Origin of the sequence: Nonomuraea longispora (genome assembly GCF_004348345.1) — a bacterium.
In the GTDB taxonomy this organism is placed as follows: domain Bacteria; phylum Actinomycetota; class Actinomycetes; order Streptosporangiales; family Streptosporangiaceae; genus Nonomuraea; species Nonomuraea longispora.
In genome coordinates, this window is record NZ_SMJZ01000013.1 from 26522 (window position 1) to 52552 (window position 26031).

Genomic DNA, 26031 nt, shown 5'->3' on the forward strand with positions numbered 1-26031 from the left:
GGGTGCAACCAGGCGACAAGCGGGGCTCAACCGCCCTGCCTCACTCTATGGGTGAGGCGAAAGGGGTGTTGACGATGACGACGAGAAGCGCAGCCGCCCTGGCCAGCGGTACGGCGAACACGGCCAAGCTCTTCGTGGCCGCGCTCGCGTTCACCAGCGCCTACGTCGGCTTCTCCGCCTACCACAGCGCCAACTCGGCGACCCAGCCGGTGACGACCATCACCCTGTCGGCCCGCGAGACGCCCATCTCCGCCCCGGCCCGGCGGACGTCCCCCGCCGCGAGGGAGGGGGAGGTCTCCGTCGACGCCGTGCCGGACGGCGGAGCCGGGTGCGCCGGCTCGTACGTGGCCCGCAGCGTGGTCGTCAACCCCGACCCCGACCAGGCCGTGTCGTACGCCTGGCGGCTCACCCGCTGGAGCCCGGCCATCCGGACCTGGCGCACCTACCTGGTGGACCACGACGGCTCCGCCGCCGCCCGGCGCACCGTCGAGTGGCGGCCCCAGATGTCGGGCAACCCCGGGTGGTACCGCGTCGAGCTGGCCGTCAAGGGCGCCGCAACCGTCAGGAGCGAACGGTTCGAGGTCAGCTGCTGACCGACTGCCGCGCCGCCTGCACCCAGCGCGGCACGCCCACCCGCTCGGCCACCTCGAGGGCCTTGTGGTAGTGGTCACGCGCGGCGTCGGGCTGCCCGAGACGGATCGCGAGGTCGCCCAGCGTCAGCGCGACAGGCCACAACGCCACCACGCCGGTGCCGGCGCCCGCCACCCGGTCGGCGAACGGCTTGAGCTTGTCGTAGCAGTCGATCATCCGCTCGCGGTCGTCCAGCAGCATGCCCGCCAGTGCCCGCCAGGTCATCACCAGCTCGTAGAGGAAGTCGGGGCGGACCGGCGGCCGGGTGGCGGCCACGGCCCTGGCCTCGTCGAGCCGGCCCGCGGAGGCCAGGGCGAGGGCGTAGGCGTCGAGCGTCCACTTGGCGCCCCGCAGGTGGGCCTCGGCGAGCCGCTCGACCATGCCGGCGGCCCGGCCGTCGACGAGGTGCAGGCAGAACGTCGTGATCAGCGGGAGGTCCTGGCGGCCCTCCAGCATGCCGGCCCGCTCGGTCATCCTCGCCGCGTCGCCGTAGGCGCGTCCGGCGCCCGCGTAGTCGCCGGCGATCATCAGGCGCTGGCCGGCGTACCAGACGACGACCGCTGCGGGCGCCGACAGGTCGTACTGCTTGGCCAGGCGGTCGGCGGCGGCGGCATGCTCGTCGGCGGTCGTGAACTCGCCCCTCGCCGCCGCGCACTCCAGCAGCACCAGATGGGCCAGCGCCTGCGTGGCCATCTGGCCGGAGCGCTGGGCGACCTCCAGCAGTTCCCTGCCGATGCTCTCGCGGGTGTCGACCGCGGGGATGTCGTAGGACTGGCGCAACCGCCCGCTGAGCGCGGCCGCGATCAGCGCGGGGTCGCCGCTCTGCCTGGCCAGCTCCAGCGCCTCCAGCGACGCCTGCCGGCCCCGCTCGGGCGAGGAGGAGCCCTCCAGCTCCAGGGCGAGCGTCGTCAGCAGGCTCGCCCGCAGCCGCTGCTCGCCCTCGGGCAGCTCCATGAGGGCCCGCTCGGTGACGTCGACGATCTCCCACGCGGTGCGGGTGAAGTCGCGGGCCATGCCCTTGTGCGGCACGGCCAGCGAAGCCGCCACCTTCGCGGTGATCTCGAGGTCGCCCAGCGGCAGCGCGGTGTCCATGGCCTGGCGGCGCAGCACCCTGGCCGCCGACATGTCGCCGCACAGCGCCAGCGCCCTGATCTGGCGCAACATGAGCACCAGCCGCTCCTTGGTGCGCTCGCGCGCCCGCTCGCCGTCCTGCTCGTCGTTGCGCGAACGGTCGAACGCGGCGATGGCCTGCTCCCACAGCATGGCCGCCTCACGGTGGGCGAAACGCCGCTCGGCCTGCTCGGCCGCCAGCCCCGCGTAGTGGACGGCCTTCTCGGCCGCGTCGGCGAGGAAGTAGTGGTGGGCGAGCGCGGCCACGTCGGACGGCGTGCGCTCCTCGATGACCGCGGCCACGGCGGCGTGCAGCCGGGTGCGGCGCAGCCGGGAGGCGTCGGAGTAGATCGTGTCGCGCACCAGGTCGTGGTCGAACCTGAGCAGCCCCGGCCCCGGCTCGGTCACCAGGCCGGCCAGCAGGGCCGCCTCCACGGCCTCGATGACGGCGTCCTCGTCGCCCGCCACCGCGATGAGCACGTCGAGATCGACGTCACGGCCGATCACGGCGGCCTGCAGCAGGATCTGCTGCGCCCCGGACGGCAACCGCGAGATGCGCCGCCGCAGCACGTCGCGCACGCCGGAGGGCACCTGCGAGAGCACCTCGGTCGCGCTGGCCCGGTCGGCCGCGCCCTCGGAGTCGAGCAGGCGCACGGTCTCGCGGACGAAGAACGGGTTGCCGCCGGTGCGCTCGACGATCGACTCGACCGCGTCGTCGTCGATCTCGCGTACGCAGGTGGCCCTGACCAGCTCGGCCACGGCCTTCGGGTCGAGCCCGGAAAGACCCACGCGGACCGGGCTGAGCCGGGCGAGGGCGGCCAGCACGTCGGACTGGCGGTCGTCGAGCTCGCTCTCCCTGCAGGTCACCACGAGCAGCACCCGGCTGGTGGCCAGCAGGCTGGGCAGCGCCCGCAGCAGGGCCAGCGTCTGGTCGTCGGCCCAGTGGAGGTCTTCGAGCGTCAGCAGCACGGGCGACCTGCGCGCGACCCCCGCGAGGTAGCCGCCGACCGCGCGGTGCAGCCGGAAGCCGCCGGACACCTCGTCCTCGTCGGGGTCGGGGGCGGCGTCGTCGAGCAGCGGCGCGAGCAGCTGGGCGTATTCGCCCGCGCCCGTCACGCCGATGAGCGTGCGCAGGATCTCGACCCACGCCCAGCCGGGCGGGGTGGCGCTGGAGTCGGGGCAGGCCCCGGACGCGGTGGTCCAGCCGTCACCGGCCAGCCGGGTCTCCACCTGGCGCAGCAGCGTGGTCTTGCCCGCGCCCGCGACCCCGGTGACGATCGCGACCTGGAACCTGCCGGTGCGTGAGGCCGCCGTGGTCAGCCGGGTCAGCTCGGCGTCGCGGCCGACGAACGGCTCGGGCTCCAGTGGCGGCGGGTCGACGGGCGTGGCTGGCCTCGGCGGCCAGGTGTCGGTGACCGGCGCCGGCCGGGCGGGCCGCGCCGGGGCGGCCAGTTCGAGCTCGGGCGACTGGGCCAGGATGTCGGACTCCAGCTTGCGCAGCGCCGGCCCCGGGTCGATGCCCAGCTCGTCGGCCAGGATGTTGCGCGCCCTGCGCAGCGCGGCCAGCGCGTCGCCCTGCCGGCCGCAGCGGTAGAGGCCGAGCGCCAGCAGCCGCCAGCCCTCCTCGCGCAGCGGATGCTCGGTGGTCAGCGCCTCGAGGTCGGGCACGGTCTCGGCGTGCATGGCGAGCCGCAGGCCGGTGTCGGCGTGCCGCTCGCGCGCGACGAGGCGCAGCTCGGTCAGCCGGTTGACCTCGGCCTCCGCCCACGGCTGGTCGGCGAAGTCGGAGTAGGGGGTGCCGCGCCACAGGCCCAGCGCCTTCTCCAGGCGGCCGCGGGCGGCCTGCGGGTCGCCCTCGTCGAGGTGCTCGCCCGCCGCGCGTACGAGCTGCTCGAACCTGAGCGCGTCGACCTGGTCGGAGGCCACGCGCAGCGCGTAGCCCGACGCGACCGTCACCAGCAGCCGGTTGGGCCCGCCGCGCGGGCGGCCCGGCTCCAGCACCCTGCGCAGGCGCGAGATGTAGACCTGCAGGCCCGACTGCGCGCCCTTCGCCGCGTCGTCGTCCCACAGATCGTAAAGAAGCGTGTCAACGGGCACGACCTGGCCTCTGGCCACGAGGAGCCGGGCGAGGACGGCCCGCTGCCGCAACCCGCCGAGGTCGAGTTCGTCGTCGTGTTCGTACGCCTCGACTGGCCCCAGAACTCGGAACGCCACCATGTCAGCCGCCACGCTATGCGGGCCTGCGAATCATGCACAAGGTCTTTGTTGGCTTTGGGATTGTCACCGATCTCCCCCTGCGGCGGCTCGCGCATGGAAACCGCGTCCCCCCGGTGCGGTCGGTCGTTGCAGGGTGCCAGGACATGGTGTTCACCTCGTGGTCGTGGTGCAGTGACCCGGAGCGCGTGCCGACGGCGGCCGGGCGCGGTGTGCGGCGCGTCCCAGGTCGCGGAACATCGTCGGCCCAGCGGGCCGCAGTGGTGGTCAAGAGGGGGCCTTCGAGATCGTGGACGGGGGCTCCGCGTCGGCGTCCCGGCCGTTGCGCCTGCGCAGGAGCGCCCATGCGCCCAGTGCCAGGCCGCCGAACGGGATCTCGATAGTGTAAGTCCAGAAGCCGAAAAGCAGTGCGGTCGCGATCGCGGGGCTGCCCTGCACCCCGAAGGCGATCAGCAGGGCGGCCACGCCGCTCTCCATGATGCCCGCGCCGCTCGGCGTGATCAGGGCGCTGGTCAGGACTCTCGACAGCGCGAAGACGGCGATCGACTCGGCCAGGCCCGGCCAGGCGCCGGTGGCCTGCATGCAGGCGGCCATGATCGCCCACTGGAAGCCGAGGAAGAAGATCATGCCGAGTGACAGGCCGGGCCATCGGGTCCTGACGACTCCGGCGGTGTCGGCGCGCAGGCGGTGGAAGGCCGCGGAGGCGTGCAGCTTCAGCCTCAGCAGTCTGGTGAGGCCGTCGAGCGCCCGGCCGAGCAGCGTGGCGGCGCGCTCCCAGTAGAGGGCCGCGGCCACGACCGCGCAGAGCACGAGGATGGAGATCGCGCCCGTCCAGCCCGCCTGGGCGACGGTCGGGTTGGGCACCTCGTCGGCCATCAGCAGCGCGATGATGCCGACGGCCGGCAGGACGAATCTGAACAGCGTGTTCCAGATGCCGCTGACCAGCGTCATGACCACGAAGGCGCGGTTGGTGAAGCCCCATCCCTTGGTCATCGCGAACGACAGCGCCACGCCGACCGCCCCGCCGAACGGCAGGAGGTTGCTCACCGCGCTGCCCGCCGCGTTGAGGGTGAGGCCCTGCAGGTTGTTCAGCCCCGGCAGCGAGTTGGTCAGCACGAACGTGTAGGCCAGCAGGCTCAGCAGCCACAGCACGGTCATGATCGCGATCTCGCCCGCGCCGAGCGCGCCGAACACGGCCCCGATCTCGGCCCAGGAGACGGGCTTGCCGGTGAGCGTGCGCACGATCTGGGGCAGGTAGACCACGAGCAGCACGGCCAGCCCGAGCGACAGGACGGACAGGGCGATCTGGAGCCACTTGTTCTTCATCGGGGTCCAGTCTGACGGGTGACGCGGCGGCTCTCGTCGTCCGGGGGAACTAGGGGGGCCACGGGTCGAAGGGATGAGTGAGGCGGGCGCCCGGAGGAAGGTCACGGCGAACGTACCACTCCGTGCCGAAGACCAGGCGGTAGAGAGGGCGGGGGACCTTCAGCATGACGGCGAGGGTGCGGTCGCTGTCGCCGCCGCTGGCCTGCGAGGCGTGCGCGGCCATGGACGCCCTCTTCTGTTTCGCATATTTCCGGACATTGACGCGGTGAGTGATCGTCTCACTCGCCGAGTACGCGCTCTCGAACGTCCGTACGTCGAACTCCGGCGGAAACCGGTAGAACCGGCTGGCCAGCCGCAGGAGCCGGACCAGCGGATCGCGGTTGACCGTCGCCTCCAGGACGATCGGCGTCTGCGCGATCTCCGACGCCCGTCTGCCCACCCGGTGCACCTGCACGTGGTCGGGATGGCCGTAGCCGCCCGCCGGGTCGTAGATCGCCAGCAGGTCGGCCTCCTCCTCCTGAAGGATCGCGGCCAGCGCCTTGGCGGCCTCCTCGGTGTCGGCGTCGATGAAGGCGTTGTCGGGCCGTTCGTCGGCGCTGCCGCCCTTCGGGCTCAGCCCAGAGTCACCGTAGCCCAGGCACTCCACGCGGGCGCAGCCGAGCAGCGCGGCCGAGGTGTAGAGCTCCTTGAGCCTGGTCTCGCCGAGCGCGTCGCCGGGCTCCATCTCGGCCAGGCCCCGCTCGCCCGCCGTGGCCACCACGAGCACCACGCGGTGCCCCTCGGCGGCGAGCATCGCCATGGTGCCCGCCGTCAGCAGGGCCTCGTCATCGGGATGCGCATGAAAGAACACAGCGGTACGTGGAGGCACACGCCCAGATTAGTCTGGGAGGGGTGCGGATCTTTCACGTGAGCGACTGTTACCTGCCCCGGCTCGGGGGGATCGAGGTCCAGGTCGCCGATCTCGTACGAGAGCAGCGGGAGGCCGGCCACGACGTCCGCGTGGCCACGGCGACCAGGGGGGAGCCGCTGCCGGGCGTGCGCAGGATCGTCGCCAGGATGCCGTTCGACCTTCCCGTGCACCCGTTCGGAGTGGGACATCTCACGCGCCGGCTCGCCTCCGACCGGCCCGACGTCGTCCACGTGCACGCGGGCGCGGTCTCGCCGTTCGCCTGGATGGGGGTGCGGGCCGCGGTGCGCGCCGGGGTGCCGTGCGTGGTGACCGTGCACAGCATGTGGGATCCGCTCACCAAGGGGCTCTACCGCCTGCTGCGACTCGTGTTCGGGTGGGACCGATGGAGGCTGGTCGCGACCACGGTGAGCAACGCCGCCGCGGTCCCCATCCGCGACGTGGCGGGGCCCGGGATCCCCGTGCGCGTGGTGCCCAACGGGCTCGACCTGTCGGGCTGGGCACCGCCGCCGGGGCCGCCCGTCCCACGTGACGAGGTGCACGTGGTCGCGGTCGGCCGGTTCGCTCCGCGCAAGCATCCCGTACGCCTGCTGAAGCTGCTGCAGGCGGCCCGCGCGCGCGTCCCCTCCCGGATCCCCATGCGGGCCACGATCGTCGGCGACGGGCCCGCACGGGGCCGGATGGAACGTTTCCTCGCCAGGCACGGCATGACCGGCTGGGTCTCGCTGCCGGGGCGGCACACCCGGGAGCAGATCGCCAAGGTCCTGGAGTCGGCTGACGTGTTCGTGGCGCCGGCGCCACGCGAGTCGTTCGGCATCGCGGCGCTCGAGGCGCGGGCGGCGGGGCTGCCCGTGGTGGCCAGGACGCAGAGCGGGGTCGCCGACTTCGTCAAGGACGGCACGGAGGGGCTGCTCGGGCGCGCGCCGGGCGACCTGGCGCGGGCGGTGGCGCGGTTGTGCGCCGACCCCGGCCTGCGCGGGTCCATCGCTGCGCACAACCGCGCCACGCCGCCTGCCGCGGGCTCGTGGCCGGCCGTGATCGAGGGCTTCGACCGGGCGTACGCGCAGGCGATGTCCATGCGCGGCCCCCGTGACCCGCGCGGTCAGTCGCGGCGCAACACCACGTAGCCGTCGCTCTCGAACACCTTCTCGTACCCCCGGGCCTCCCGCTCGGCGATCGCGGCGAACTGCTGCTCGGGCGAGCCGAAGGGGTAGTCCCAGCGCGAGGTGTCGGCCACCACCCACGGAGCGCCGTGCGAGGTGGGCCCCCACAGCAGGACGGTGGTCCTGGACGTCAGCGCGGGACCGACGGAGTTGGCCGCCTCGACGGTGACCCCCGAGGGCACCCGGGCGACGGCCTCGGCCGCGGCGGCCGCCTTGGGCTCGGTGTAGAAGTCCGGATGGTAGAGCTGGTCGAGGGCGAATCGGGGCACGAGGGTGAGCGCGACCACGCAGGCGGCCGCCGCCCACGTGAGCCGGAGCGAGCGGTCGCGGGGGCGCTTGATCAGCCGTGACAGGCGCGACAGGCCGTCCACGCCCGCGCAGAGCAGGATCACCACGGTGAACGCGCTGTAGTGGAAGTCCGCCTGCCACCACTGGGACCGGTCGGCCAGCATGCGGACGAGCACGTGAGGCAGCGCGACCAGCGACAGCGGCGAGAGCAGGCACAGTAACAATGTCGGCCACACCATCAGCAGCAGGGTGTCGACCTTGGCCTCCTCGCTGAACAGGAGCAGCACCGCGCCGAGCGGGTCGCCCAGGATGCCGAGGAGCGCCCCGGGCAGGTTGTCCCCGAGATGCCCGTAGGCCCAGTAGTCCTTGGCGTCGCCGCCGAACACGGAGATCGTCAGGCCGCGTACGAGCAGCACGGTGCCGAGGCCGAGCAGCGCGGTGAGCACGCCGCGCCACCGGTCGCCGAGGGCGATCAGGCACGCCCCCGCGCCGATCACCATGAGCCCCATGTCCTCCTTGACGAGGAGGAGGGCGGCCATCGCCAGGAACGCGGGCGGCATGCGTCCCGCGTGGTAACGCTCGATCATGATCGCCGTGAGCACGGGGACGAACATGACCTCGTGCACGTCGAAGGCGACCGCCTGCGCGACGGGCCACGACAGCGCGTACGCGGCGCAGACCAGGTAGGCGGGCCAGGTGCCGAGCACGCGGCGGGTGAACAGCCAGACGAACGGGATCGCGGCGGCGAACAACACCGCCTGAGCGACGATCAGCGTCCCGGGGCCGTCGTGGATCCAGTAGAACGGCGCCAGCACCGCGTAGATGGGTGAGAAGTGGTCGGCGAGCTGGACGTAGTCCATGCCCCGGTCGCCGAACATGCCGCGCACCGGGATGTACGGGGGCCGCAGGCCCGCGTAGTTGCGCACCGCCTGGTCCACGATCACCAGGTCGAACGTACTGGCCCTGAAGGTGGCCAGCTTGACCAGCCCGAGTACGGCGTAGGCCACCGCGGCGGCGAGCGCGACGGCGCCCACCAGCACGCGGTGGCCCGGCAGCCGGCTCTTCCATGACGGCGCCCGCGCGCTGCCGGCCCCCACCGGCGTCGCAAGCAGTTGTCCCGTCACGGAAGGCAAGACTAGAACGAATCCGCCAGCACGGGGCACGGCCGCCTAGCCCTCCCGCCCCCCACGGGCGGAGCGGCAACCGTGCGCCCGGCTAGGAGCAGGCGGCCGTGATCTTGCTGGTGAAGCCGTTCACCTTGCCGCTGAAGTCGGAGACCGAGCTCAGGTCGCCGCCCTTCATGGAGTCGAACCCGGCCGCCAGGTCGTTCAGCGCCGAGGCGACCTCGCCGTCGTACTTGCCCGCGAGCTCCTTCGTCTTGTCTGCAGCCGTCTGCGAGGCGGTGCCGATGGCGTCGGTGTCGCTGGCGTTCTTCGTGACGGCGGTGCTCCACTCGCTGGCGATCTTGCTGGCCTCGCTGGCCGCGGTGTTGCAGTCAACGGTGTTGCCCAGGGCACCACAGGCGGTGGTGAGGACGGCAAGAGTAAGCGTCGCGGCCGCGACGGCCAGACGACGGCGTGGGGGAGTCATTTCCGTGCCCTTCGTAGGTTTGCTAACGAAGGGAACATTATGGAGCACGACTTGACCGTCACTTGCACCCCACTAACACCACGCGCGTCAGCCCGGTGTAAAGCCGTGCAGCAGGACCTGCACGATCTGCTCCGGCTCGGGTAGGGGAAGATCCAGGAGTCCCCGGTAAGCGACGAAACCGGCAAACATATCTGTAAGCATCCAAAGGTCGGCATTCGGCGGCAGTTCTCCGCGTTCGATCGCGCGCTCGTACACGATCCACGAACGCTCCATCCGGGTGCGCATCCCGGTACGGATGATCTGGGCGACCGCCGGGTCTCGGCCGGCCTCGCCGAAGATCTGCTTGGTCATGCGCGACACGTCGGGATGGTGGAAGAGGGCGAGGGTGTCGGAGACCACCGCGCGCAGGTCGCCCTCGAACGAACCCGTGTCGGGGATGGCGACGTGCGTGTTCATGATGGCGGCGAGGGCTTCGAGCAGCATGTCGCGTTTGGTGGCGTAACGGCGGAACACACTGGCCCGGCCCACGCCCGCCGCCGTCGCGACGTCGTCCATGGTGAAGTCGAGGCCGCGTGCGAGCACGAGCCCGGCCGCGGCCTGCCTGATGCGGTGGTCGACCGTGGGATCGGGCTTGCGTCCGCGCGCAGACATAATGATACTCCAAGTATCTGATATCGACGGTCTCACAAACAGGGGTTGCTATGAGGGTAATCGTGGTCGGAGCGGGCGTCGCGGGGCTCGCCGTGGCGCGCGGCCTGCTCAACGCCGGTCACGAGGTCGAGGTCTACGAGGAGGCCCCCGAGCTGCGTACGGCCGGCGGCTCCGTCTCCCTGTGGCCGGCCGCCACGGCCATACTGCGGGAGCTCAAAGTCGACTACTCCACGACCGGGCGGCGTCTGGAGGCCATGGAGACCTGGGCCGTCGACGGGCGCAGGCTGGTCACGATCGACCTCACCGCGGCCGAACGCCGTTACGGCCACCCGAGCGTGCACGTGGCCCGCCGCGACCTGGTCGAGCTGCTCGCCGACGGCGTGCCGGTGACCTACGGGGTCGCCGCCGAGCACGTGGTGCCCGAGTGCGCGGAGGTGCGCCTGTCCGACGGGCGCACGGTCCGCGGCGACGTGCTCGTGGGGGCAGACGGGCGGCGCTCGGTGGTGCGCGAGGCCCTGTGGGGAGACGACCGCGCGACGCTGGGCGACTGGGTGACCTGGCAGGGGTTCACCACCAGGCCCACCACGCTCACCGAGCAGCGCAGGGCCGTGATGATCGCCGGGGCGCGGGGGTTGTGCGGGCTGATCCCGGCGGGTGAGGGCCGGCTGTTGTGGTGGTTCGACGTCAGGTCCGCGCCGGGCAGGCCGTTCTGGGACGACGACCCCCGCGTGGCCGAGCGGCTGCGCGAGCGGTTCCGCGGATGGGCGGACCCGGTGCCGGACGTCCTGGAGACGATCACGGACATCGACTTCTTCCCGCACCACCGGCAGCCGTTCTCCGCGGTCTGGGGCAGGGGGCCGACCACCCTGGCCGGCGACGCGGCCCACACCATGCCGCCCACCATGGCCCAGGGGGCCAACCAGGCACTGGAGGACGCCTGGTCGCTGGCCGGCGCGATCGGCGGCCTGCGCTCCGCGTCGGGCCGCGCCGAACCGGCCGGCGCGTTGCGCGCGTACGAGCGGGCGAGGGCGAAGGTCGTGCGCCTGCCCGCCCGGCTGGCCGCCACGGAGATCACCGACATGCACCGCCCGTTCGCCGGGTTTTTCCCCGACCGGCTCGCGACCTGGCTGTATGTCAAGTGGTTGCGGAGAGTCAGCACTTACCTCTTGACAGCGTCCTGAGCGCGACCTGACGATGTTGCATATAGGGCAACTCGGTGCGTAATACGCAACAAGAGGTGACGGTTGACGACGACGTCAAGCCTGATCGCGACCCTTCAGGGGAACTCCTACACGGACCCCGAGGTGTTCGCGCGAGAGCAGGCAAGCATCTTCGAAAGCCTCTGGTTCTGCGCCGTCAGGACAGAGGATCTGCCGAAGCCGGGAGCGTTCAAGACGGTCCAGGTCGGCAGGGAGAACGTGATCGTGGTCCGCGGCCGGGACGACCTGCTGCGCGCCTTCCTCAACGTCTGCAGGCACCGTGGCGCCCGGCTGTGCGTGGAGGAGCAGGGCGAGGTGCGCAGGACGATCAGGTGCGCCTACCACGCCTGGTCCTACGACCTCGACGGCCGGCTCGCCGCCGCGCCGAACCTGGTCAAGATGCCCGACATCGACCGCGTGGCGTACGGGCTGGTGCCCGTGCACCTGCGCGAATGGCTGGGGTACGCGTGGGTGTGCCTGGCCGCCGAGCCGCCGTCGTTCGAGGAGACGGTGCAGAACGCGGCCACGGAACGCCTCGGTGACCCGGCCGCCCTCGACCGCTACCACGTCGAGGACCTCGCACTCGGCCGCAGGATCCGCTACGACGTCAAGGCCAACTGGAAGCTCATCGTCGAGAACTTCATGGAGTGCTACCACTGCGCCACCATCCACCCCGAGCTGACGGCCGTGCTGCCGGAGTTCGCCGGAGGCTACGCGGCGCAGTACTACGTCGGCCATGGCGCCGAGTTCGCCTCCCGGGTCGAGGGCTTCACCGTGGACGGCGGCCCGGGCTTCGGCCGGCTGCCCGAGCTGTCGCACGAGCAGGACCGGCGCTACTACGCGGTCACCGTCAGGCCGCAGGTGTTCGTCAACCTGGTGCCCGACCACGTGATCATGCACCGGATGTACCCGATGGCCGCCGACAGGACCGTCGTCGAGTGCGACTGGCTCTACCACCCCGACGTGATCGCCTCGGGGGCGGACCTGTCGACGTCCGTCGAGCTGTTTCACCGGGTCAACGAGCAGGACTTCGACGCCTGCGAGCGGACCCAGCCCGGCATGTCGTCACGGGCGTACGTGGAGGGCGGAGTGCTCGTGCCCAGTGAGCACCACATCGCCCTCTTCCATCAGTGGGTGAACCAGCGCTTGCGGGGATAGCGCACGGTGAGACCGCCGTACTTCGCCCGGCCGCTGATCACCACCTGGAGGGCTCCGGGGCGCGGCCGGCTCGGGACGGCGCTCGTCGAGGTGTTGCCCCAGTCGCTCTGGAACTCGTCCACGTTCACCACGGCGCCCTCGGGCAGGATGATCTTGGCGTAGCCGTACGTGAGGTCGAGCTCGATGTCGACGACCGTGTGCGGGATGACGGCCTGGGAGAGGTCGAGCTCGGCGCTGCCGTACTTGGAGGACACGCGCAGCCGCCGGGGGACCGCCCAGTCGCCTGAGCGCTTGATGAGCCCGTGCTTCGACTGCAGCTCGACCACGTCGTTGACACGGGGTTGCTCGACGGGGAGATCGTCGATCAGGTTGAGCAAGTCGCCGTAGGTCTTCGAACTCAGCGCGACTTCGAGCCGGTCTTCGAGCTCCATCTGGGTGAGACGACCCTCGGAGAACGCACGCTGAAGCTGCTGGGTGGTGCGTTCCCGATCTTCGTCGGAGACCCGCATCTGCATTTCCGACATGTCTTGAGCATAGGTTCACAAAGCTCAGAACGGGAGCCGTCGGCCGGAAGGGGTGCGTAGATCGAGGGGAGGGGACGGGCGGACACGCTGAGGGCGGCGGCTGACCTGTATTCTCTTCACAACTATGAGGTACCCAGTGGATCGCCGGGAAGTCGCGGTCCTTGGGTGGCGTGAGGGCTGATGCTGGCAGAACCGTTCGCGCATCCGGCTCTCCTCTATCGAGGCGAGCCGGAATATGTTGCTGCCACGACCGCCTTCGTCCGTGAGGGCCTGGCGGCCGGCGAGCCCGTCGCCGTCGCCGTCCCCGCCCGCAACCTCGCCCTCATCGAGGCGGCGCTGGGTCCGGACGCCAGAGCTGTCCGCCTGCTCGACATGGGCGTGGCGGGGCGCAACCCCGGACGCATCATCCCCGCCGTGCTGCGCGACTTCGCCGACCGGCATCCCGACGGCCACGTGCGCATCATCGGCGAGCCCGTCTGGCCCGGCCGCACCCCGGCGGAATATCCCGCGTGCGCCCAGCACGAGGCGCTGATCAACCTGTCGTTCGCGGGCCGGCACGTCACGATCCTGTGCCCCTACGACGTCGAGGGCCTCGACCCGGCGGTGATCGAGGAGGCGTCGCGCACCCATCCCGTGCTGCGCGACGCCTCCGGCGAACGACGCAGCCCCCTCTTCGCGCCCGAGCTGGTGATCGACGCGCACAACCGGCCGTTCGACGAGCCCGCGCAGTGCGCCACGCTGCGCTTCGACAACGGCAACCTGTCGGAGGCGCGGTCGCTGGCCGCGCGCGAGGCCGTCGCGCTGGGTTTCCACGGCGACCGGCTCGACGACGTGCGGCTGGCGGTGGCCGAGCTGGGCGCCAACAGCCTCGACCACGGCGGCGGCTCCGGCACGATCAAGGTGTGGACCGTCGACGGGCGGCTCGTGTGCGAGGTCAGCGACGCCGGCCACATCACCGACCCGCTGGCCGGGCGCAGCCCGGTCGACCCGCGTCAGGCGGGCTCGCGCGGGCTGCTCATCATCAACCTGCTCAGCGATCTCGTACGCGTGCACTCGACGCCGGAGGGCACCACCGTCCGGATCTATTTCGACGTCCCGGGCCGGCGCTGAGCGGCGCCGTCAGAGCTCGACCTCCGACATGCTGGGATAGCGGGTGCCGCGCACCGCGTCGGCGGGCACGGCCGCGTCCAGCGCGCCGAGCTGCTCGGGCGTCAGCGTGATGTCCGCGGCGGCGGCGTTCTCCTCCAGATAGCGCAGCCGCTTCGTCCCCGGGATCGGTACGACGTCCTCGCCCTGGGCGAGCACCCAGGCCAGCGCGAGCTGTGCCGCGGTGACACCGGCCGCGTCGGCGATCCGCTTCACCTCGGCCGCCAGCGCCTGGTTGTGCCGGGCGTTCTCGCCCACGTTGCGCGGCATGTGCTTGCGGAAGTCGTCGTCGGGCAGCTCGTCGGCCGGCGGCAGCGTGCCGGCCAGAAAACCGCGGCTGATCGGGGAGTAGGCCACCAGCGCGACGCCGAGCTCGCGGGCCGCCGGCAGGATCTCCTGCTCGATGCCCCTGGTGAACAGCGAGTACTCGCTCTGCAGCGCGGCGATCGGATGCACGGCGCACGCCTCGCGCAGCGTACGCGCGCTCACCTCGGACAGACCGAGATGGCCCACCTTGCCCTGCTCGACCAGTGCGGCCATGGCGCCCACCGACTCCTCAACGGGCACGGCCGGGTTGCGGCGGTGCATGTAGTAGAGGTCGATGCGGTCGACGCCGAGCCGCTTGAGCGAGGCGTCGCAGGCGGCCTTGATGTAGGCGGGGCTGTTCTCGATCGAGCGGCTGTCGCCTTCGCGGTTGACGCCGAACTTGGTGGCCAGCACCACCTCGCCGCGGCGTCCCTTGATGGCGCGGCCGACCAGCTCTTCGTTGGCCCCCTTGCCGTACATATCGGCTGTGTCTAGAAAATTCATGCCGAGGTCGAGCGCGCGGTTGATCACGGCGATCGACTCGCTCTCGTCGGCCTGGCCGTAGAATTCGGACATCCCCATGCAACCGAGCCCCAGCGCCGAGACCTCGGGACCGCCGTTGCCGAGCGTTCGTCTCTTCATCCCTGCCTCCTTGGTCCTTCTCCTTCAGGGTCACCCCTCGAGCGCGCTCCAAGTCAAACCGGCGTCCGGCCGGCGCCACCCACCCTGAGGGGGAACGCCCTACTCAGGGTCATGTCCCGGCAGGTCATCAGGGTCGGCCCGGGTCCAGTGAGACCAAGGTATTAAGGGAAGCTTCAGGGCCGGTTCGGGCCCATCTCCGATAGTCGCAAAGCTCGCATTACACGAGCTTGGAGGCATGAGGGGATTGCTTGCCACGGGATTCACCGCCATCGGCACCGGAAGCGCCGCCATGCTCACCCTGCACGCGGGCTCCGACCTGGACCCGCTGCACAGCGTGATCAGCGAGTACGCGTTCCAGTCGTCGGGATGGCTGCTGCCCGCCTCGCTGACGTTGCTCGCGGCCGGCTCCGCGCTGATCGCCGAGGCACTGCGCCGGTCGGGGACGGACCGCTGGGTCGTCGTGCTGCTGCTGGTGTGGGGGGCGAGCATGTTCCTGGTCGGAGCCTTCCCCACCGACCGGCCCGGGGTGCCGCTGTCGTTGTCGGGCGGCATCCACCGCTATGCCGCCTTCGTCGCCTTCCTGGTGATGCCCGTGGCGGGCATGCTGCTGGCCCGGGCGAACGTGCGCTTCGCCAGGGCGGTACGGGTGCTCAGCGGGGTGGCGCTGGGCGCGCTGCTGCTGGTCGTGGTTCCGTACGTGGTCCGCATGTTCGGCATTCCGCTGGCCGACCAGGACATCCCGGCCGGCCTCACCCAGCGGGCCGTGGTGATCACGGAACTCGGTGTGCTGGCGCTGGCCGGCCTGTCGATGCTCAAGCCGTCGGCCAGGACCTCCGACCGCGGTGTCACGCCGATCATGGCCTAGCGCGAGGAGTGAAAGCCGCCCCTCGGGATAGAAGGGGGTTCCGATTGATTTCGCCTGAGGAGTGGCTGGTATGACGATTCTGATCGCGTACGACGGTTCCGACGACGCCAATGCCGCGATCGCGTTCGCGGCCGAGATGTTCCGTGGCGCCGACGCGGTCGTGCTGACCGTGTGGGAGCGGCTGGCCATGACCTCGGCCAGGGCCTCCGCGGGACTGCTGATGGCCATGGACCAGTCGGGCCTCGAAGACGAGGCGATCGCCAAGGCGATGCGCGAACTGGCCGGGCGCGGCGCGGACATGGCCAGGGAGGGCGGGCTGAACGCCGTGCCCCGGTGCGACGTGGACTCCGTGGCCGTCTGGTCGACCATCGTCGACGTCGCCAACGAGATCGACGCCAAGCTCATCGTGACCGGCACCCGCGGGCTCGGCGGTGTGCGCTCGCTGCTGCTCGGCAGCACGTCGGACCGGGTGCTGCACCACGCGGGCAGGCCGGTGCTGGTGGTGCCCGCCCCGCCTGCCGGGCCCGAGGGGAAGGATTGACGGGCCCGCGCGGGGGTAAAATGGCGGCAACGCAACGTCGATGGCTCGGGCGTGCCGCTGAAAGCGCCTCCCACATGCACATCACCCAGAGGAGCACCCTCCCGCGCGCATGAGCGGGATCCGGGTGCGCACCAGGGAAGATCTCCGGTCCCAGCGGCGGCGCCGGCCGCCCCGCTGCCTCGGCCACCTCACCGTCGCTCCGCTCTGGCCGATGCACAACGCCAACCTCGGCACCCTCCTGCGCACGTGTGACGCGGTCGGCGCGTGCATGGCCGTGCCCCGCCTGCCGTGGGTGCCCGAGGCGCTGGCCAAGGGCAACACCCTGCGCACGAGGGCGTGCGTGCACTGGGTCCGCCCGCTGGACTGGCTGGCCCGCAGGCAGGAGCGGGTGCTCGGCGCCGAACTGGCCGAGGAGGCCATCCGGCTGGCCGACCTGCCGATGGCCAGGGAGCCGACCGTGGTCGTGCTGGGCCACGAGTCCACCGGCATCCCCGGCGAGGCGCTCGACCTGCTCGACGCCGTGGTCGAGATCCCCATGATCGGCACGGGGGCGAGCCTCAACGTGGCGGTGGCCGGCTCGCTCGTCCTGTACAAACTCGCCGGACTCTCCTGAGCCCGCCCTGTAGCATGACGGCATGACGACGTGCCTGGTGATGACGAGCCCCTAGGGGCTTTCATCGGCGACGTCCTGTTGAGGCCCTGCGAGCGGGGCCTCTCGTCGTGTCCGGGGCCCCTTGGAGGCATCCGATGTACATCACGACGACCATCCCCTACGTCAACGCCCGCCCCCACCTGGGGCACGCGCTGGAGCTCGTCCAGGCCGACGTGCTGGCCAGGCACCACCGGCGGCGCGGCGAGCCCGTACGGTTCCAGACGGGCACCGACGACAACTCCCTGAAGAACGTGCTGGCCGCCGAGACGGAGGGCGTGCCGGTGCGGGAGCTGGTGGACAGGAACGCCGCCGCGTTCGAGGGGTTGCGGGGGCCGCTCGACCTGTCGTTCGACGCGTTCATCAGGACGAGCAGCCATCCCGGGCATCGCGCGGGCGTCGAGCGGATCTGGGAAGCCACCCGTCACGACCTCTACCTTCGCCACTACGAGGGCCTCTACTGCGTCGGCTGCGAGCAGTTCTACCCGGCCGGGCCCTGTCCCGACGGCCATGAGGCGCCGCTGCAGCCCGTCTCCGAGCAGAACTGGTTCTTCCGGCTCTCCCGCTACCGGGACGCCCTGCTCGACCTCATCCGCGGCGGGCGGCTCAGGATCGAGCCGGCGGTACGGCGCAACGAGGTGCTGGCGTTCGTCGAGGCAGGGCTGGACGACATCAGCGTCTCGCGGTCGGCCGCACGCGCCAGGGGATGGGGCATCCCGGTGCCCGGCGATCCCGGCCAGGTCGTCTACGTGTGGTGGGACGCGCTGGCCAACTACGTCACCGCGCTCCAAGGTGGCGACTACGAGCGCTGGTGGGTGGCCGAGCCGCGCAAGGTGCACCTCATGGGCAAGGGCGTGATCCGCTTCCACGCCGTCTACTGGCCCGCGATGCTGCTGTCCGCGGGCAGGCCGCTGCCCACGGGGATCTTCGTGCACGACTACCTGACGGCGGAGGGCCGCAAGATCAGCAAGTCGTCCGGCGGCGCCGCCGACCCGGTGGCGCTGGTGGACGCGTACGGGGTCGCCGCCGTGCGGTGGTGGCTGCTGCGCGAGGTGCCGCGCGTGGGCGACGCCGACTTCACCGAGGAACGCCTGGTCGCCCGCGCCGACGAGGATCTCGCCAACGGGCTGGGGAACCTGGTCAACCGGGTCGTCACCATGGTGCACCGGTTCCTGGACGGCCGGGTCCCCGTGGAGGCCCGGGAGGAGGAGCCGTTCGAGGTGGACGAGGCGGTGCACGAGGCGCTGGAGGCGTTCGACTTCCGGCGGGCCGCGACCGCCGTGCAGGCGCTCGTCGAGCAGGCCAACCGGTACGTCGAGCGCACCCGGCCCTGGGCGCTGCCGCCGGCCGGTCAGGAGGTGGCCCTGGCCACGCTGGTGCACGCCTGCCGGACGCTGGCCGTACAGCTGGAGCCCTTCCTGCCCACGGCGGCGGCGCGCGTGGCCGCCGCCGTGCGCGCGAACGCGGAGGGGCGGCTGCCCAGGCCCGAGCCGCTGTTCCGGCGGCTGGCCGGGTCCCGGCAGCCGGTGTAGGTTGGCGCGCACCCGACCAACCGGTATGGAGGTGCCGCATGCCCACCGTCGACACCCTGCGCGGTCCCGTGGACGTTGAGGAGCTCGGTCAGACCCTCATGCACGAGCACATCTTCGTCGTGTCCCCGGAGCACCTGGACAACTACGGCACGGGCGGGTGGTGGGACGAGGAGTTCCGCGTGGCGGACGCGGTGGGCAAGCTCAACGCGGTGGCGGCGAAGGGCGTACGGACGCTCGTCGATCCGACGGTGTGGGGGCTGGGGCGCTACATCCCCCGCGTCCAGCGGGTCGCCGAGCAGGTGCCCGCCCTGAACATCATCGTCGCCACCGGCCTGTACGTCTTCGCGGAACTGCCGCACCAGTACGAGCACCGGGGCCCCGGCCTGTTCCTCGACATGCCGGACCCCATGATCGACGACTTCGTCCGCGACCTCACCGAGGGCATCGCCGGCACCGGGGTCAAGGCGGCGTTCCTGAAGTGCGTCGTCGAGGCCGAGGGCCTGACGCCGGGCGTGGAGCGCATCTGCCGGGCCGTCGCGCGGGCGCACGCCCTCACCGGCGCGCCGATCACCGTGCACACCAACGCGTTCACCCAGAGCGGCCTCATCGCGCTCGACCTGTTCGCCCGGGAGGGAGCGGACCTGGAGAAGGTGATCGTCGCGCACGCGGGCGACAGCAACGACCTCGACTACCTCATGCGCATGGCCGACACCGGCGCGACGCTCGGAATGGACCGGTTCGGGCTGGACGTGTACAACCCGACCGCGCAGCGGGTGGCCACGATCGCGGCGCTGTGTCAGCGCGGATACGCTGACCGTATGGTCCTCAGTCACGACACCGCCTGTTTCATGGACTACTTCGGCGGTGCGTGGGACGACGCCCGCGGCACGCTCGCGCCCAACTGGCGCTACGATCACATTCACGACGACGTGTTGGCCGCACTGCTCGACTCGGGTGTGACCGATGGCCAGATTGAGCAGATGCTGGTGTTCAACCCGAAGCGCTACTTCTCGTAGAGTGGTTGGATCGGGCAAGCAACGCAGGTAGGTGGAGCTGGGTGACTTCGGAGCAGGCCTTGTCGATAAGCCTCGGACTCCAGGGACCCTGTGTCATCGCGCGGTTGACGGGGGATTTCGACTTCGGCTCCGCCGCGGAGGTTCGCGACCGCGTCACCAAGGCTCTCGACCTGACCCAGCCCCCGCTGCTCGTCATCGACATGCAGGCGGTCAGCGTCTGCGACTCCTCCGGCCTGTCCGTGCTGGTCTACCTCCACAAAGCGGTCACCGCCTCGGGGGGCCGGCTGCTGTTGTCGGGGCTCAACGGCCGCTGCAAGCACCTGTTCGCGATCACCGCGCTCGACAAGTTCTTCGACATCCGCAGCACGGCCGAGCTGGCCATAGCCGAGCTCAACGAGGCCGGCGACCAGCCGCCGTTCACCGGCTGAGCGTCGCGGGGTCCTCGCCCGGGGTGCGCCTGCCGTGCTGTCCCTGCTCAGCGGCATGGGCACCTTAGGCGTCTTCGTATAAGGCGGGCATAAAAGAATAACCGTTCTATATCAGATTGCCTCGGTGAAATGTTGGTGCTTCCGGATTCTTGATGTAATCAAACGGAATACCAGCCGCTGCCACAGGGGGAAGCAGCTGTTCAGGCACAGGGGGCATGCATGATCAAGAGTCTGGCTGGAACGGTCTTAGTCGCCGCCGCCGCGACGTCGCTCGTGGCGGCGCCCGCCAACGCGTCGACCGCGGCGAGCACGTCCGTGGCCGCCACGGCGTCCAAGGCGGCCATCACCGCCCGGCCTCAGCTGATCCGCACCAACGCGTCCTTCGGCAGGTGCAGGAACACCTGCCGGGTCGAGGTCCGGATCCGGAACGTCTCACGCAAGAACCTGTTCGACGTGAAGCTCAACGTCAGGCTCACGGTGAACGGCAGGAGGGCAGGGACCTGCTACGACTACGTCGGCGGCATCCGGGCCCGTAAGGTCCGCCACGCCAGCTGCACCGTGCGGACGAGCACACTGAACCGGCTCTACAACCGTTACCTCGACGGTTACACCGGTTTCCGGTACCGCGCCAACACGTCCGTGGCGTACAGGTATTACCGCTAGATGACGGTTCGAGGGCCGGCCGTGTCTGGCCGGCCCTCGGGCCTACGCGGTGACGAGGAGCGCCAGCCCGATCAGCACCACGACCGGGACCAGCCACATCACGGCCTCGACAGCGAACTCCTTGTACATCGCGCGAATCTCCTTCTCGGGGCGGCCACACGTCAATGGGCAGCATAGCCGTCCGCCGACCATGCCGAGGTCCCGGAGGCCGCCACCGGGTTCAGGCGGTGACCGCGCCGTCGGAGGCGGAGCGCACGGCGGCCACGTACTTGGTCAGCACGCCGCGTTCGACCTCGCGCTCCGGGCGCCGCCAGGCGGCTCGGCGGCGTTCCAGCTCGGCCTCGGGCACCAGCAGGTCAAGGGTGGCGGCGGCGCTGTCGATGACGATCGGGTCGCCGTCGCGTACGAGCGCGATCGGGCCGCCGTGGTAGGCCTCCGGGGCCACGTGGCCGATCACCCGCCCGTGCGAGACGCCGCTGAAGCGCCCGTCGGTGACGAGGGCCACCGAGGCGCCGAGGCCCCGGCCGACCAGCGGGCCGGTGATCGAGAGCATCTCGCGCATGCCCGGCCCGCCCGCCGGGCCCTCGTAACGGACCACGATGACGTCGCCGGGCACGATCAGGTCCGCCTCGATGGCGGCGATGCACGCGTCCTCCGAGTCGAACACCCTGGCCGGGCCCTCGTGACGGAAGTCGTCCTTGCCGCCCAGCTTGAGCACGCATCCGTCGGGTGCGAGCGAGCCGCGCAGGATGGCCAGCGCGCCGCGGGCCTTGAACGGCTGCCGCGCGTCGGCCACCACCTTCTGCCCCGGCCTCTCCTCGGCCTGCGCGGCGACGTCGGCGAGCGTACGGCCGTCGACCAGGGTGACGTTCTCCCTGAGCAGCCCGGCCTCCAGCAGGCGGCGGACCACGAGGGAGGTGCCGCCCGCCCGCCACAGGTCGGCTGCGGTGTAGGGGCCGCCGCTCGGCTTGAGCCCGGTGATGATCGGCACCTGGCGGCACACCTCGCCGATCGCGTCGATGGCGAGCGGCAGCCCCGCCTCGCGGGCGATGGCGAGCAGGTGCAGGACGGCGTTGGTGGAGCCGCCCATGGCCGCGACCGAGACGATCGCGTTGTGCAGGGCGTCCTCGGTCAGGATGCGCGACGGGCGCGCGTCACGGGCCAGCGCCTCCATGGCCATCTGGCCGACGCGCCGGGCGGCGGCGTCCTTCTCCGGGGCCACCGCGGGAATGTCGCCCGTGCCGAAGGGCGCCAGGCCGAGGAAGTCGGCGACGCTGCCCATGGTGTTCGCGGTGTACTGGGCGGCGCAGGTGCCGGCGCCGGGACAGGCGTGCCGGGCCAGGTCGTCGAGCTCGCTCTGGTCGAGGCGGCCGACGGCGCGTTCGCCGAGGGCCTCCCACATGTCCTGGATGGTGACGTCGCGTCCGCGCCAGCGGCCCGGCAGCATGCTGCCGCTGTAGAGGACGACCGCGGGCACGTCCAGCCGGGCCAGCGCCATGATGGCGGCCGGGACGGTCTTGTCACAGCCGACGATGGCCACCAGGGCGTCGAAGGAGTGCGCCCGGCCCATGAGCTCGATGGAGTCGGCGATCACCTCGCGGCTGATCAGCGAGGTGCGCATGCCGGGGGTGTGCATGGTCAGGTTGTCGGAGACGGCGATGGTGTTGAACTCCATCGGCAGCCCGCCCGCCGCGCGTACGCCGTCGGCCACGTGCGCGGCCAGCTCGCGGTGGTTCAGGTTGCACGGCATGGTGCCGGTCCAGGTGGAGGCGATGCCCACCACGGGGCGGCGCATGTCCTCGTCCGACAGGCCCATGGCATAGAGGTGGGAGCGGGCGGGGGCGCGGTCGGGATCGTCGGCGATGCTCAAGGGGTCAACCTCCGGTGTACGGGTCGTCGCATCTCAATGATCCTGTGTCCGTTCCCTGTGTTTCCTCCGGCCCCCTCACTGCTCGCGCAGGCCCCACGGTGAGCCGTACGCGGCCAGCAGGTCCAGGAACGGGCGCGCGTCGAACGCCTCCGGCCCCAGCACGCCCGTGCCCTTCCACACCCCACCGGCCAGCAGTTCGAGCGCGACGACGGGGTTGACGGCGGTCTGCCAGACCACGGCCTGGGAGCCGTACTCGCGCATCGACCATGCGTTGTCCACCACGTGGTACAGGTACACCTCGCGTGGCCGTCCGTCCTTGACGCCCTTCACCCACGTGCCGGCGCAGGTTCTGCCGCGCATGTGCCCACCCAGCCCTGCCGGGTCGGGGAGGGCGGCGGCGACCACGTCGCGCGGTGCCACCAGGACGGTCCCCTGGCCGGACCTGACCTCGATCGGCTCGGTGCCGGCCAGGCCCATGGCGTGCAGGGCCTTGAGCTTGTCGATGAAGTCCTGGCCGAGGCCGTACTTGAAGGTGACCCGGCCGGCGTCCACCCAGCGAGGGACCAGCACGACCTCCTCGTGCTCGACGTTGACGCACTCGACCGGGCCGATGCCCTCGGGGAAGTCGAAGATCTCCGGCTCGCTGAACGGCTCCGTGGTGTACCAGCCGCGATCCTTGTCGTAGACGACGGGCGGGTTGAGGCATTCCTCGATGGTGGTCCAGATGGAGAACGACGGCGCGAACGCGTACCCCTCGACGGTCAGGTCGCCGCCGTCCCTGACCCCGATCTCCTCGATCTCGTCGAAGAGCTCGTCGGCTGCGTAGCGGGCGAAGACGTCGGACAGGCCCGGCTCCACGCCCATGCCGACCAGCGCGAGCCTGCCGGACGCGGCCCACGCGTCCGCCCGGGCGAACTGCTCGTCGCCCAGTTTCACCCCCACCTTCTCGTACGGCCGGTCGGGGTGCGGCCGCGACAACGACATCGCCATGTCGAGATAGCCCGCCCCGGCCGCGAGCGCGGCCTCGAACAGCGGCGACACGAACCGGGGATCGGTGGCGTTCAGCAGCACGTCGCAGCCGTGCCCGGCGAGCAGCGCGGTGACGGCGGCGCCGTCGGCGGCGTCGACCCTGGCCGAGGTGAACCTGCCCGCCCGCTCACCCAGTGCGGCCACGGCCGCCTGGGCGCGGGAGAGGTCGTGGTCGGCGACGACCATGTGCTCGAAGAAGGGACGGCGCGCCGCGATCCTGGTGATGGCGGTGCCTACGCCGCCGGAGCCGACGAGGAGGATACGCATGACGATAGATCCCCTTTTATGCGGATTTGAGGGGTGTGTCGTTTATCCAATGCCTTAGGGTTATCAACGTCAATGGCGTTGGCATAAGGGGCGTACTGTGGCAAAACGGGTGGTCGATGAGGCGTCGCGCAGGCGGCGGCGCCCCACCAAACACGGACAGGTCCTGACCCACCGGCTCATCGTCGAGACCGCGCTGCGGATGTTGCGCGAGCACGGCGCGGCCGGGCTCACCGCCCGCCGTCTCGGCCTCGCGCTCGGGGCCGACGCCAGCGCCGTCTACCGCTACTTCCGCGGCATGGACGACCTGGTCCTGGCCATCGCCGACGAGCTGTACGGGCACGCCATGGCCGGCTGGACGGCCACCGGCGACTGGCGGGCCGACCTGCGCGACCTCGGCCTGCGCATCCACCACGCCTATCTCGCCCACCCGCAGGCCGCCGTGCTGACCGCCAGCCGCGTCACCGGCCGGCCCAACGAGGTGGCGGGAGACGAGGCCATCCTCGGCGTCCTGCGCGGTGCCGGCTTCCCCGACGACGACGCCGTGCGCGTCTACCACGCCTTCATCGACCAGAGCCTGGCCTTCGCCATCCTCGACGCCGCCACCCTCGCCCTCCCCAAGGCCGCGCGGGAGGCCGACGAAGAGGTGTGGCGCGACACGTACGCCCGGCTGCCCGCCGCCACCCACCCCAACATCGCCGCCACCGCGCCGCTGCTCGTCGCCCACATGAACGACAGCGCGTACCCGACGGCGCTCGACATGTTGTTGTCCAGCGCCTCGGCCCAGCTCAGCGGGTAGATCGGAGATATGCCCGAAGGACATCTCGTTCACCGCCACGCCGGCGAGCAGCACGCGGCGCTTTCCGGCCGCGTCGTGCGCGCCACCAGCCCTCAGGGCCGCTTCGACGCCCGCCCCTACGACGGGCGGGCCGTCACCGAGGTGGAGGCCGTGGGCAAGCACCTCCTTTACCACGTCGACGGAGCCCCCACCATCCACGTGCACCTCGGGATGCGCGGCCTCTTCCTGCGCCACGCCGACCCGGCAACCGCTCCCAGGCCCGGCACCCGGCTCCGGCTGGCCACCGAGGAGGTGGCGTACGACCTCATCGCCCCCATCCGGTGCGAGCCGCTCGGACCACAGGCCCTCGCCGAGCTGCGCGCCTCACTCGGCCCCGACCCGCTCCGCCGGGACGCCGAGCCCTCCGAGGCCGTCGAACGGCTCACCGCCTTCCGCGGCCCGGTCGGCGCGGCCGTCCTCGACCAGGGCGTGCTGGCGGGTATCGGCAACGCGTGGCGGGCGGAACTGCTGTTCCTGACCGGCCTGCACCCGGGCGCGCGCGGCATCGGCCCCGACGCCGCCGCCCGCCTGTGGGAGGCGGCGACCGCGTACATGCCGCTCGGGCGCGACGCCGGGCAGGTCGTCAGCGACCCGGACGCGCCCCACGAACGCTGGGTCTACAAGCGTGAACGGTGCCGGCGGTGCGGGGCCGGCGTACGGACGTGGCAGCTCGCCTCCAGGACCGCCTATGCCTGCCCACTGGACCAGCCCGGATAGCCTGGCAAGGGGAGTGACATGAGCATCACCACACGTGACAACCTGCTGGACATCCGGCGCATCTACCTCGAACCCGCGGCGGCCGAGTTGCCCCGCGGCCGGGAGATCCTCGCCCGCTATCCCGACGCCGAGCTCGTCGGGATCGCCGGCCACCACCGCATCCCCGAGCTAGGTTCGGCCCCGCCGCTGTGCCGGGATAGAACGGGTTGTTGGTCGGCTGCTCGTCGCTTGACATGGGGATAGAGCCGGCTCACGCCGGATACGCGGCTCAGTACGGTCACCAGCCCGTCAGGAAGCGACGGATGGCGGTGGATGCCGCGAAACCGTCAGATCGGACGGGTTGACCTCGACCTCGTGCCACCATCCCCGGGCCGGCCGTCCCGCCACCCAGTGAGCGATGTCGGCAAGGGCGGCGGTCCATCGACGGCGGGTGGGGGCAGGAAGGTCATTCTTCCCCGGACGGTAGACGGTGGTGTGCGCGGTGGCGATGAGCAGTTCGAACACCCGGCTCGTGTCCGGTATCGACCCGCGCTCCGCACGGGCCAGTTCGGCGCGTTCTCCGTCATCCACCGCGCGAGCCCACCCTCGGAGCCGGAATTCGGCGTCGCTGGGACCAGGGAGCGCGTGGAGGACATACCTTCCGTCGCGCAGTAGGTCACGGCGTTTCGGTGAGGTCTCGATCAGGCCCACGCATATCCCGGTGCCGTGGAAGAAAGGGCAGACCGGATGTACGCGCGGCCGGCCGTCCGCCGTCACCGTCGCCAG

General features: G+C 71.3%; 27 protein-coding genes. 15 read left to right on the forward strand and 12 right to left on the reverse strand.

What is annotated here, in order from left to right; genetic code table 11:
- Nucleotides 1-74: 74 nt before the first annotated feature.
- A complete protein-coding gene (locus tag E1267_RS05840; protein ID WP_132330549.1) occupies nucleotides 75-593 on the forward strand; it encodes a hypothetical protein in 519 nt (172 codons plus the stop codon).
- On the opposite strand, the gene E1267_RS05845 is transcribed toward E1267_RS05840, so the two are convergent.
- The 3 genes from E1267_RS05845 to E1267_RS05855 all read right to left on the reverse strand — a co-directional run bounded on the left by E1267_RS05845 (nucleotide 583) and on the right by E1267_RS05855 (nucleotide 6148).
- Nucleotides 583-3957, reverse strand: coding sequence for an ATP-binding protein (locus tag E1267_RS05845; RefSeq protein WP_132330551.1), 3375 nt, complete (start codon nucleotides 3955-3957; stop codon nucleotides 583-585). The genes E1267_RS05840 and E1267_RS05845 overlap by 11 nt on opposite strands.
- A gap of 264 nt (nucleotides 3958-4221) precedes the next feature.
- Nucleotides 4222-5280 (reverse strand): lysylphosphatidylglycerol synthase domain-containing protein, encoded by a 1059-nt coding sequence (locus E1267_RS05850; protein ID WP_132330553.1) that lies wholly within the window; start codon nucleotides 5278-5280, stop codon nucleotides 4222-4224.
- A 49-nt stretch (nucleotides 5281-5329) separates the two neighbouring features.
- Nucleotides 5330-6148: a PIG-L family deacetylase gene (locus E1267_RS05855; protein WP_246063508.1), complete on the reverse strand. Its 819-nt coding sequence runs from the start codon at nucleotides 6146-6148 to the stop codon at nucleotides 5330-5332.
- Nucleotides 6149-6171: 23 nt separating this feature from the next.
- Between E1267_RS05855 and E1267_RS05860 the strand changes: the two genes are divergently transcribed.
- Nucleotides 6172-7314: a glycosyltransferase gene (locus E1267_RS05860; RefSeq protein ID WP_165959476.1), complete on the forward strand. Its 1143-nt coding sequence runs from the start codon at nucleotides 6172-6174 to the stop codon at nucleotides 7312-7314.
- Here E1267_RS05860 and E1267_RS05865 read toward each other — a convergent pair.
- The 3 genes from E1267_RS05865 to E1267_RS05875 form a co-directional block, all read right to left on the reverse strand.
- A complete protein-coding gene (locus E1267_RS05865; RefSeq protein WP_246063510.1) occupies nucleotides 7290-8762 on the reverse strand; it encodes a DUF2079 domain-containing protein in 1473 nt (490 codons plus the stop codon). The two genes, E1267_RS05860 and E1267_RS05865, sit on opposite strands and share 25 nt — an antisense overlap.
- 91 nt (nucleotides 8763-8853) lie before the next feature.
- Nucleotides 8854-9228 carry a hypothetical protein gene (locus E1267_RS05870; RefSeq protein WP_132330555.1) on the reverse strand — a complete coding sequence of 125 codons (375 nt, stop codon included), beginning with the start codon at nucleotides 9226-9228 and terminating at the stop codon, nucleotides 8854-8856.
- An 87-nt stretch (nucleotides 9229-9315) separates the two neighbouring features.
- Entirely contained in the window at nucleotides 9316-9879 is a 564-nt protein-coding gene (locus E1267_RS05875; RefSeq protein WP_132330557.1) for a TetR/AcrR family transcriptional regulator, read from the reverse strand.
- Between the two features lie 50 nt (nucleotides 9880-9929).
- Between E1267_RS05875 and E1267_RS05880 the strand changes: the two genes are divergently transcribed.
- Together E1267_RS05880 and E1267_RS05885 are read left to right on the forward strand one after the other, a co-directional pair.
- On the forward strand, nucleotides 9930-11060 hold the full coding sequence (locus E1267_RS05880) for an FAD-dependent oxidoreductase (protein ID WP_132330559.1): 1131 nt from the start codon (nucleotides 9930-9932) through the stop codon (nucleotides 11058-11060).
- 63 nt (nucleotides 11061-11123) lie between these two features.
- A complete protein-coding gene (locus tag E1267_RS05885) occupies nucleotides 11124-12236 on the forward strand; it encodes an aromatic ring-hydroxylating oxygenase subunit alpha (protein WP_132330561.1) in 1113 nt (370 codons plus the stop codon).
- On the opposite strand, the gene E1267_RS05890 is transcribed toward E1267_RS05885, so the two are convergent.
- Nucleotides 12206-12760 carry a DUF1707 SHOCT-like domain-containing protein gene (locus E1267_RS05890; RefSeq protein WP_246063511.1) on the reverse strand — a complete coding sequence of 185 codons (555 nt, stop codon included), beginning with the start codon at nucleotides 12758-12760 and terminating at the stop codon, nucleotides 12206-12208. The genes E1267_RS05885 and E1267_RS05890 overlap by 31 nt on opposite strands.
- A gap of 180 nt (nucleotides 12761-12940) precedes the next feature.
- On the opposite strand from E1267_RS05890, the gene E1267_RS05895 reads away from it, so the two are divergent.
- Nucleotides 12941-13870, forward strand: coding sequence for a sensor histidine kinase (locus tag E1267_RS05895; RefSeq protein ID WP_132330563.1), 930 nt, complete (start codon nucleotides 12941-12943; stop codon nucleotides 13868-13870).
- Between the two features lie 9 nt (nucleotides 13871-13879).
- Here the strand turns inward: E1267_RS05895 and E1267_RS05900 are convergent, their stop codons facing one another.
- The gene (locus tag E1267_RS05900; protein ID WP_132330565.1) at nucleotides 13880-14854 is read right to left on the reverse strand and encodes an aldo/keto reductase; all 975 of its coding nucleotides are present in this window, start codon (nucleotides 14852-14854) and stop codon (nucleotides 13880-13882) included.
- Nucleotides 14855-15089: 235 nt separating this feature from the next.
- Between E1267_RS05900 and E1267_RS05905 the strand changes: the two genes are divergently transcribed.
- From E1267_RS05905 to E1267_RS05935, 7 genes are all read left to right on the forward strand, one after another.
- On the forward strand, nucleotides 15090-15719 hold the full coding sequence (locus E1267_RS05905; protein WP_132330567.1) for a DUF998 domain-containing protein: 630 nt from the start codon (nucleotides 15090-15092) through the stop codon (nucleotides 15717-15719).
- Between the two features lie 70 nt (nucleotides 15720-15789).
- Complete coding sequence (locus tag E1267_RS05910; RefSeq protein WP_132330569.1) at nucleotides 15790-16260, forward strand: universal stress protein; 471 nt, start codon at nucleotides 15790-15792, stop codon at nucleotides 16258-16260.
- 109 nt (nucleotides 16261-16369) lie between these two features.
- The gene (locus tag E1267_RS05915) at nucleotides 16370-16873 is read left to right on the forward strand and encodes a TrmH family RNA methyltransferase (RefSeq protein WP_132330571.1); all 504 of its coding nucleotides are present in this window, start codon (nucleotides 16370-16372) and stop codon (nucleotides 16871-16873) included.
- A 134-nt stretch (nucleotides 16874-17007) separates the two neighbouring features.
- Complete coding sequence (metG, locus tag E1267_RS05920) at nucleotides 17008-18441, forward strand: methionine--tRNA ligase (RefSeq protein WP_132330573.1); 1434 nt, start codon at nucleotides 17008-17010, stop codon at nucleotides 18439-18441.
- Between the two features lie 38 nt (nucleotides 18442-18479).
- Nucleotides 18480-19457 carry a phosphotriesterase family protein gene (locus tag E1267_RS05925; RefSeq protein ID WP_132330575.1) on the forward strand — a complete coding sequence of 326 codons (978 nt, stop codon included), beginning with the start codon at nucleotides 18480-18482 and terminating at the stop codon, nucleotides 19455-19457.
- A gap of 41 nt (nucleotides 19458-19498) precedes the next feature.
- Nucleotides 19499-19885, forward strand: a complete 387-nt coding sequence (locus E1267_RS05930; RefSeq protein WP_138200365.1) for an STAS domain-containing protein — start codon at nucleotides 19499-19501, stop codon at nucleotides 19883-19885.
- A gap of 219 nt (nucleotides 19886-20104) precedes the next feature.
- Complete coding sequence (locus E1267_RS05935; protein WP_132330579.1) at nucleotides 20105-20548, forward strand: hypothetical protein; 444 nt, start codon at nucleotides 20105-20107, stop codon at nucleotides 20546-20548.
- A gap of 42 nt (nucleotides 20549-20590) precedes the next feature.
- Here E1267_RS05935 and E1267_RS47135 read toward each other — a convergent pair whose 3' ends face one another.
- The 3 genes from E1267_RS47135 to E1267_RS05945 all read right to left on the reverse strand — a co-directional run bounded on the left by E1267_RS47135 (nucleotide 20591) and on the right by E1267_RS05945 (nucleotide 23714).
- Nucleotides 20591-20713, reverse strand: coding sequence for a hypothetical protein (locus tag E1267_RS47135; protein ID WP_269128796.1), 123 nt, complete (start codon nucleotides 20711-20713; stop codon nucleotides 20591-20593).
- 55 nt (nucleotides 20714-20768) lie between these two features.
- Nucleotides 20769-22418 carry a dihydroxy-acid dehydratase gene (gene ilvD, locus E1267_RS05940; RefSeq protein WP_132330581.1) on the reverse strand — a complete coding sequence of 550 codons (1650 nt, stop codon included), beginning with the start codon at nucleotides 22416-22418 and terminating at the stop codon, nucleotides 20769-20771.
- Between the two features lie 75 nt (nucleotides 22419-22493).
- A complete protein-coding gene (locus E1267_RS05945; RefSeq protein WP_132330583.1) occupies nucleotides 22494-23714 on the reverse strand; it encodes a saccharopine dehydrogenase family protein in 1221 nt (406 codons plus the stop codon).
- A gap of 97 nt (nucleotides 23715-23811) precedes the next feature.
- On the opposite strand from E1267_RS05945, the gene E1267_RS05950 reads away from it, so the two are divergent.
- The 3 genes from E1267_RS05950 to E1267_RS05960 are packed head-to-tail and all read left to right on the forward strand — an operon-like array spanning nucleotide 23812 to nucleotide 25509.
- Complete coding sequence (locus tag E1267_RS05950) at nucleotides 23812-24510, forward strand: TetR/AcrR family transcriptional regulator (protein WP_132330585.1); 699 nt, start codon at nucleotides 23812-23814, stop codon at nucleotides 24508-24510.
- Nucleotides 24511-24519: 9 nt separating this feature from the next.
- Nucleotides 24520-25266 (forward strand): DNA-formamidopyrimidine glycosylase family protein, encoded by a 747-nt coding sequence (locus tag E1267_RS05955; RefSeq protein WP_132330587.1) that lies wholly within the window; start codon nucleotides 24520-24522, stop codon nucleotides 25264-25266.
- Between the two features lie 18 nt (nucleotides 25267-25284).
- Nucleotides 25285-25509: a hypothetical protein gene (locus tag E1267_RS05960; protein WP_220449358.1), complete on the forward strand. Its 225-nt coding sequence runs from the start codon at nucleotides 25285-25287 to the stop codon at nucleotides 25507-25509.
- A gap of 45 nt (nucleotides 25510-25554) precedes the next feature.
- Here the strand turns inward: E1267_RS05960 and E1267_RS48185 are convergent, their stop codons facing one another.
- Complete coding sequence (locus tag E1267_RS48185; protein ID WP_246063514.1) at nucleotides 25555-25836, reverse strand: hypothetical protein; 282 nt, start codon at nucleotides 25834-25836, stop codon at nucleotides 25555-25557.
- Between the last annotated feature and the right edge of the window lie 195 nt (nucleotides 25837-26031).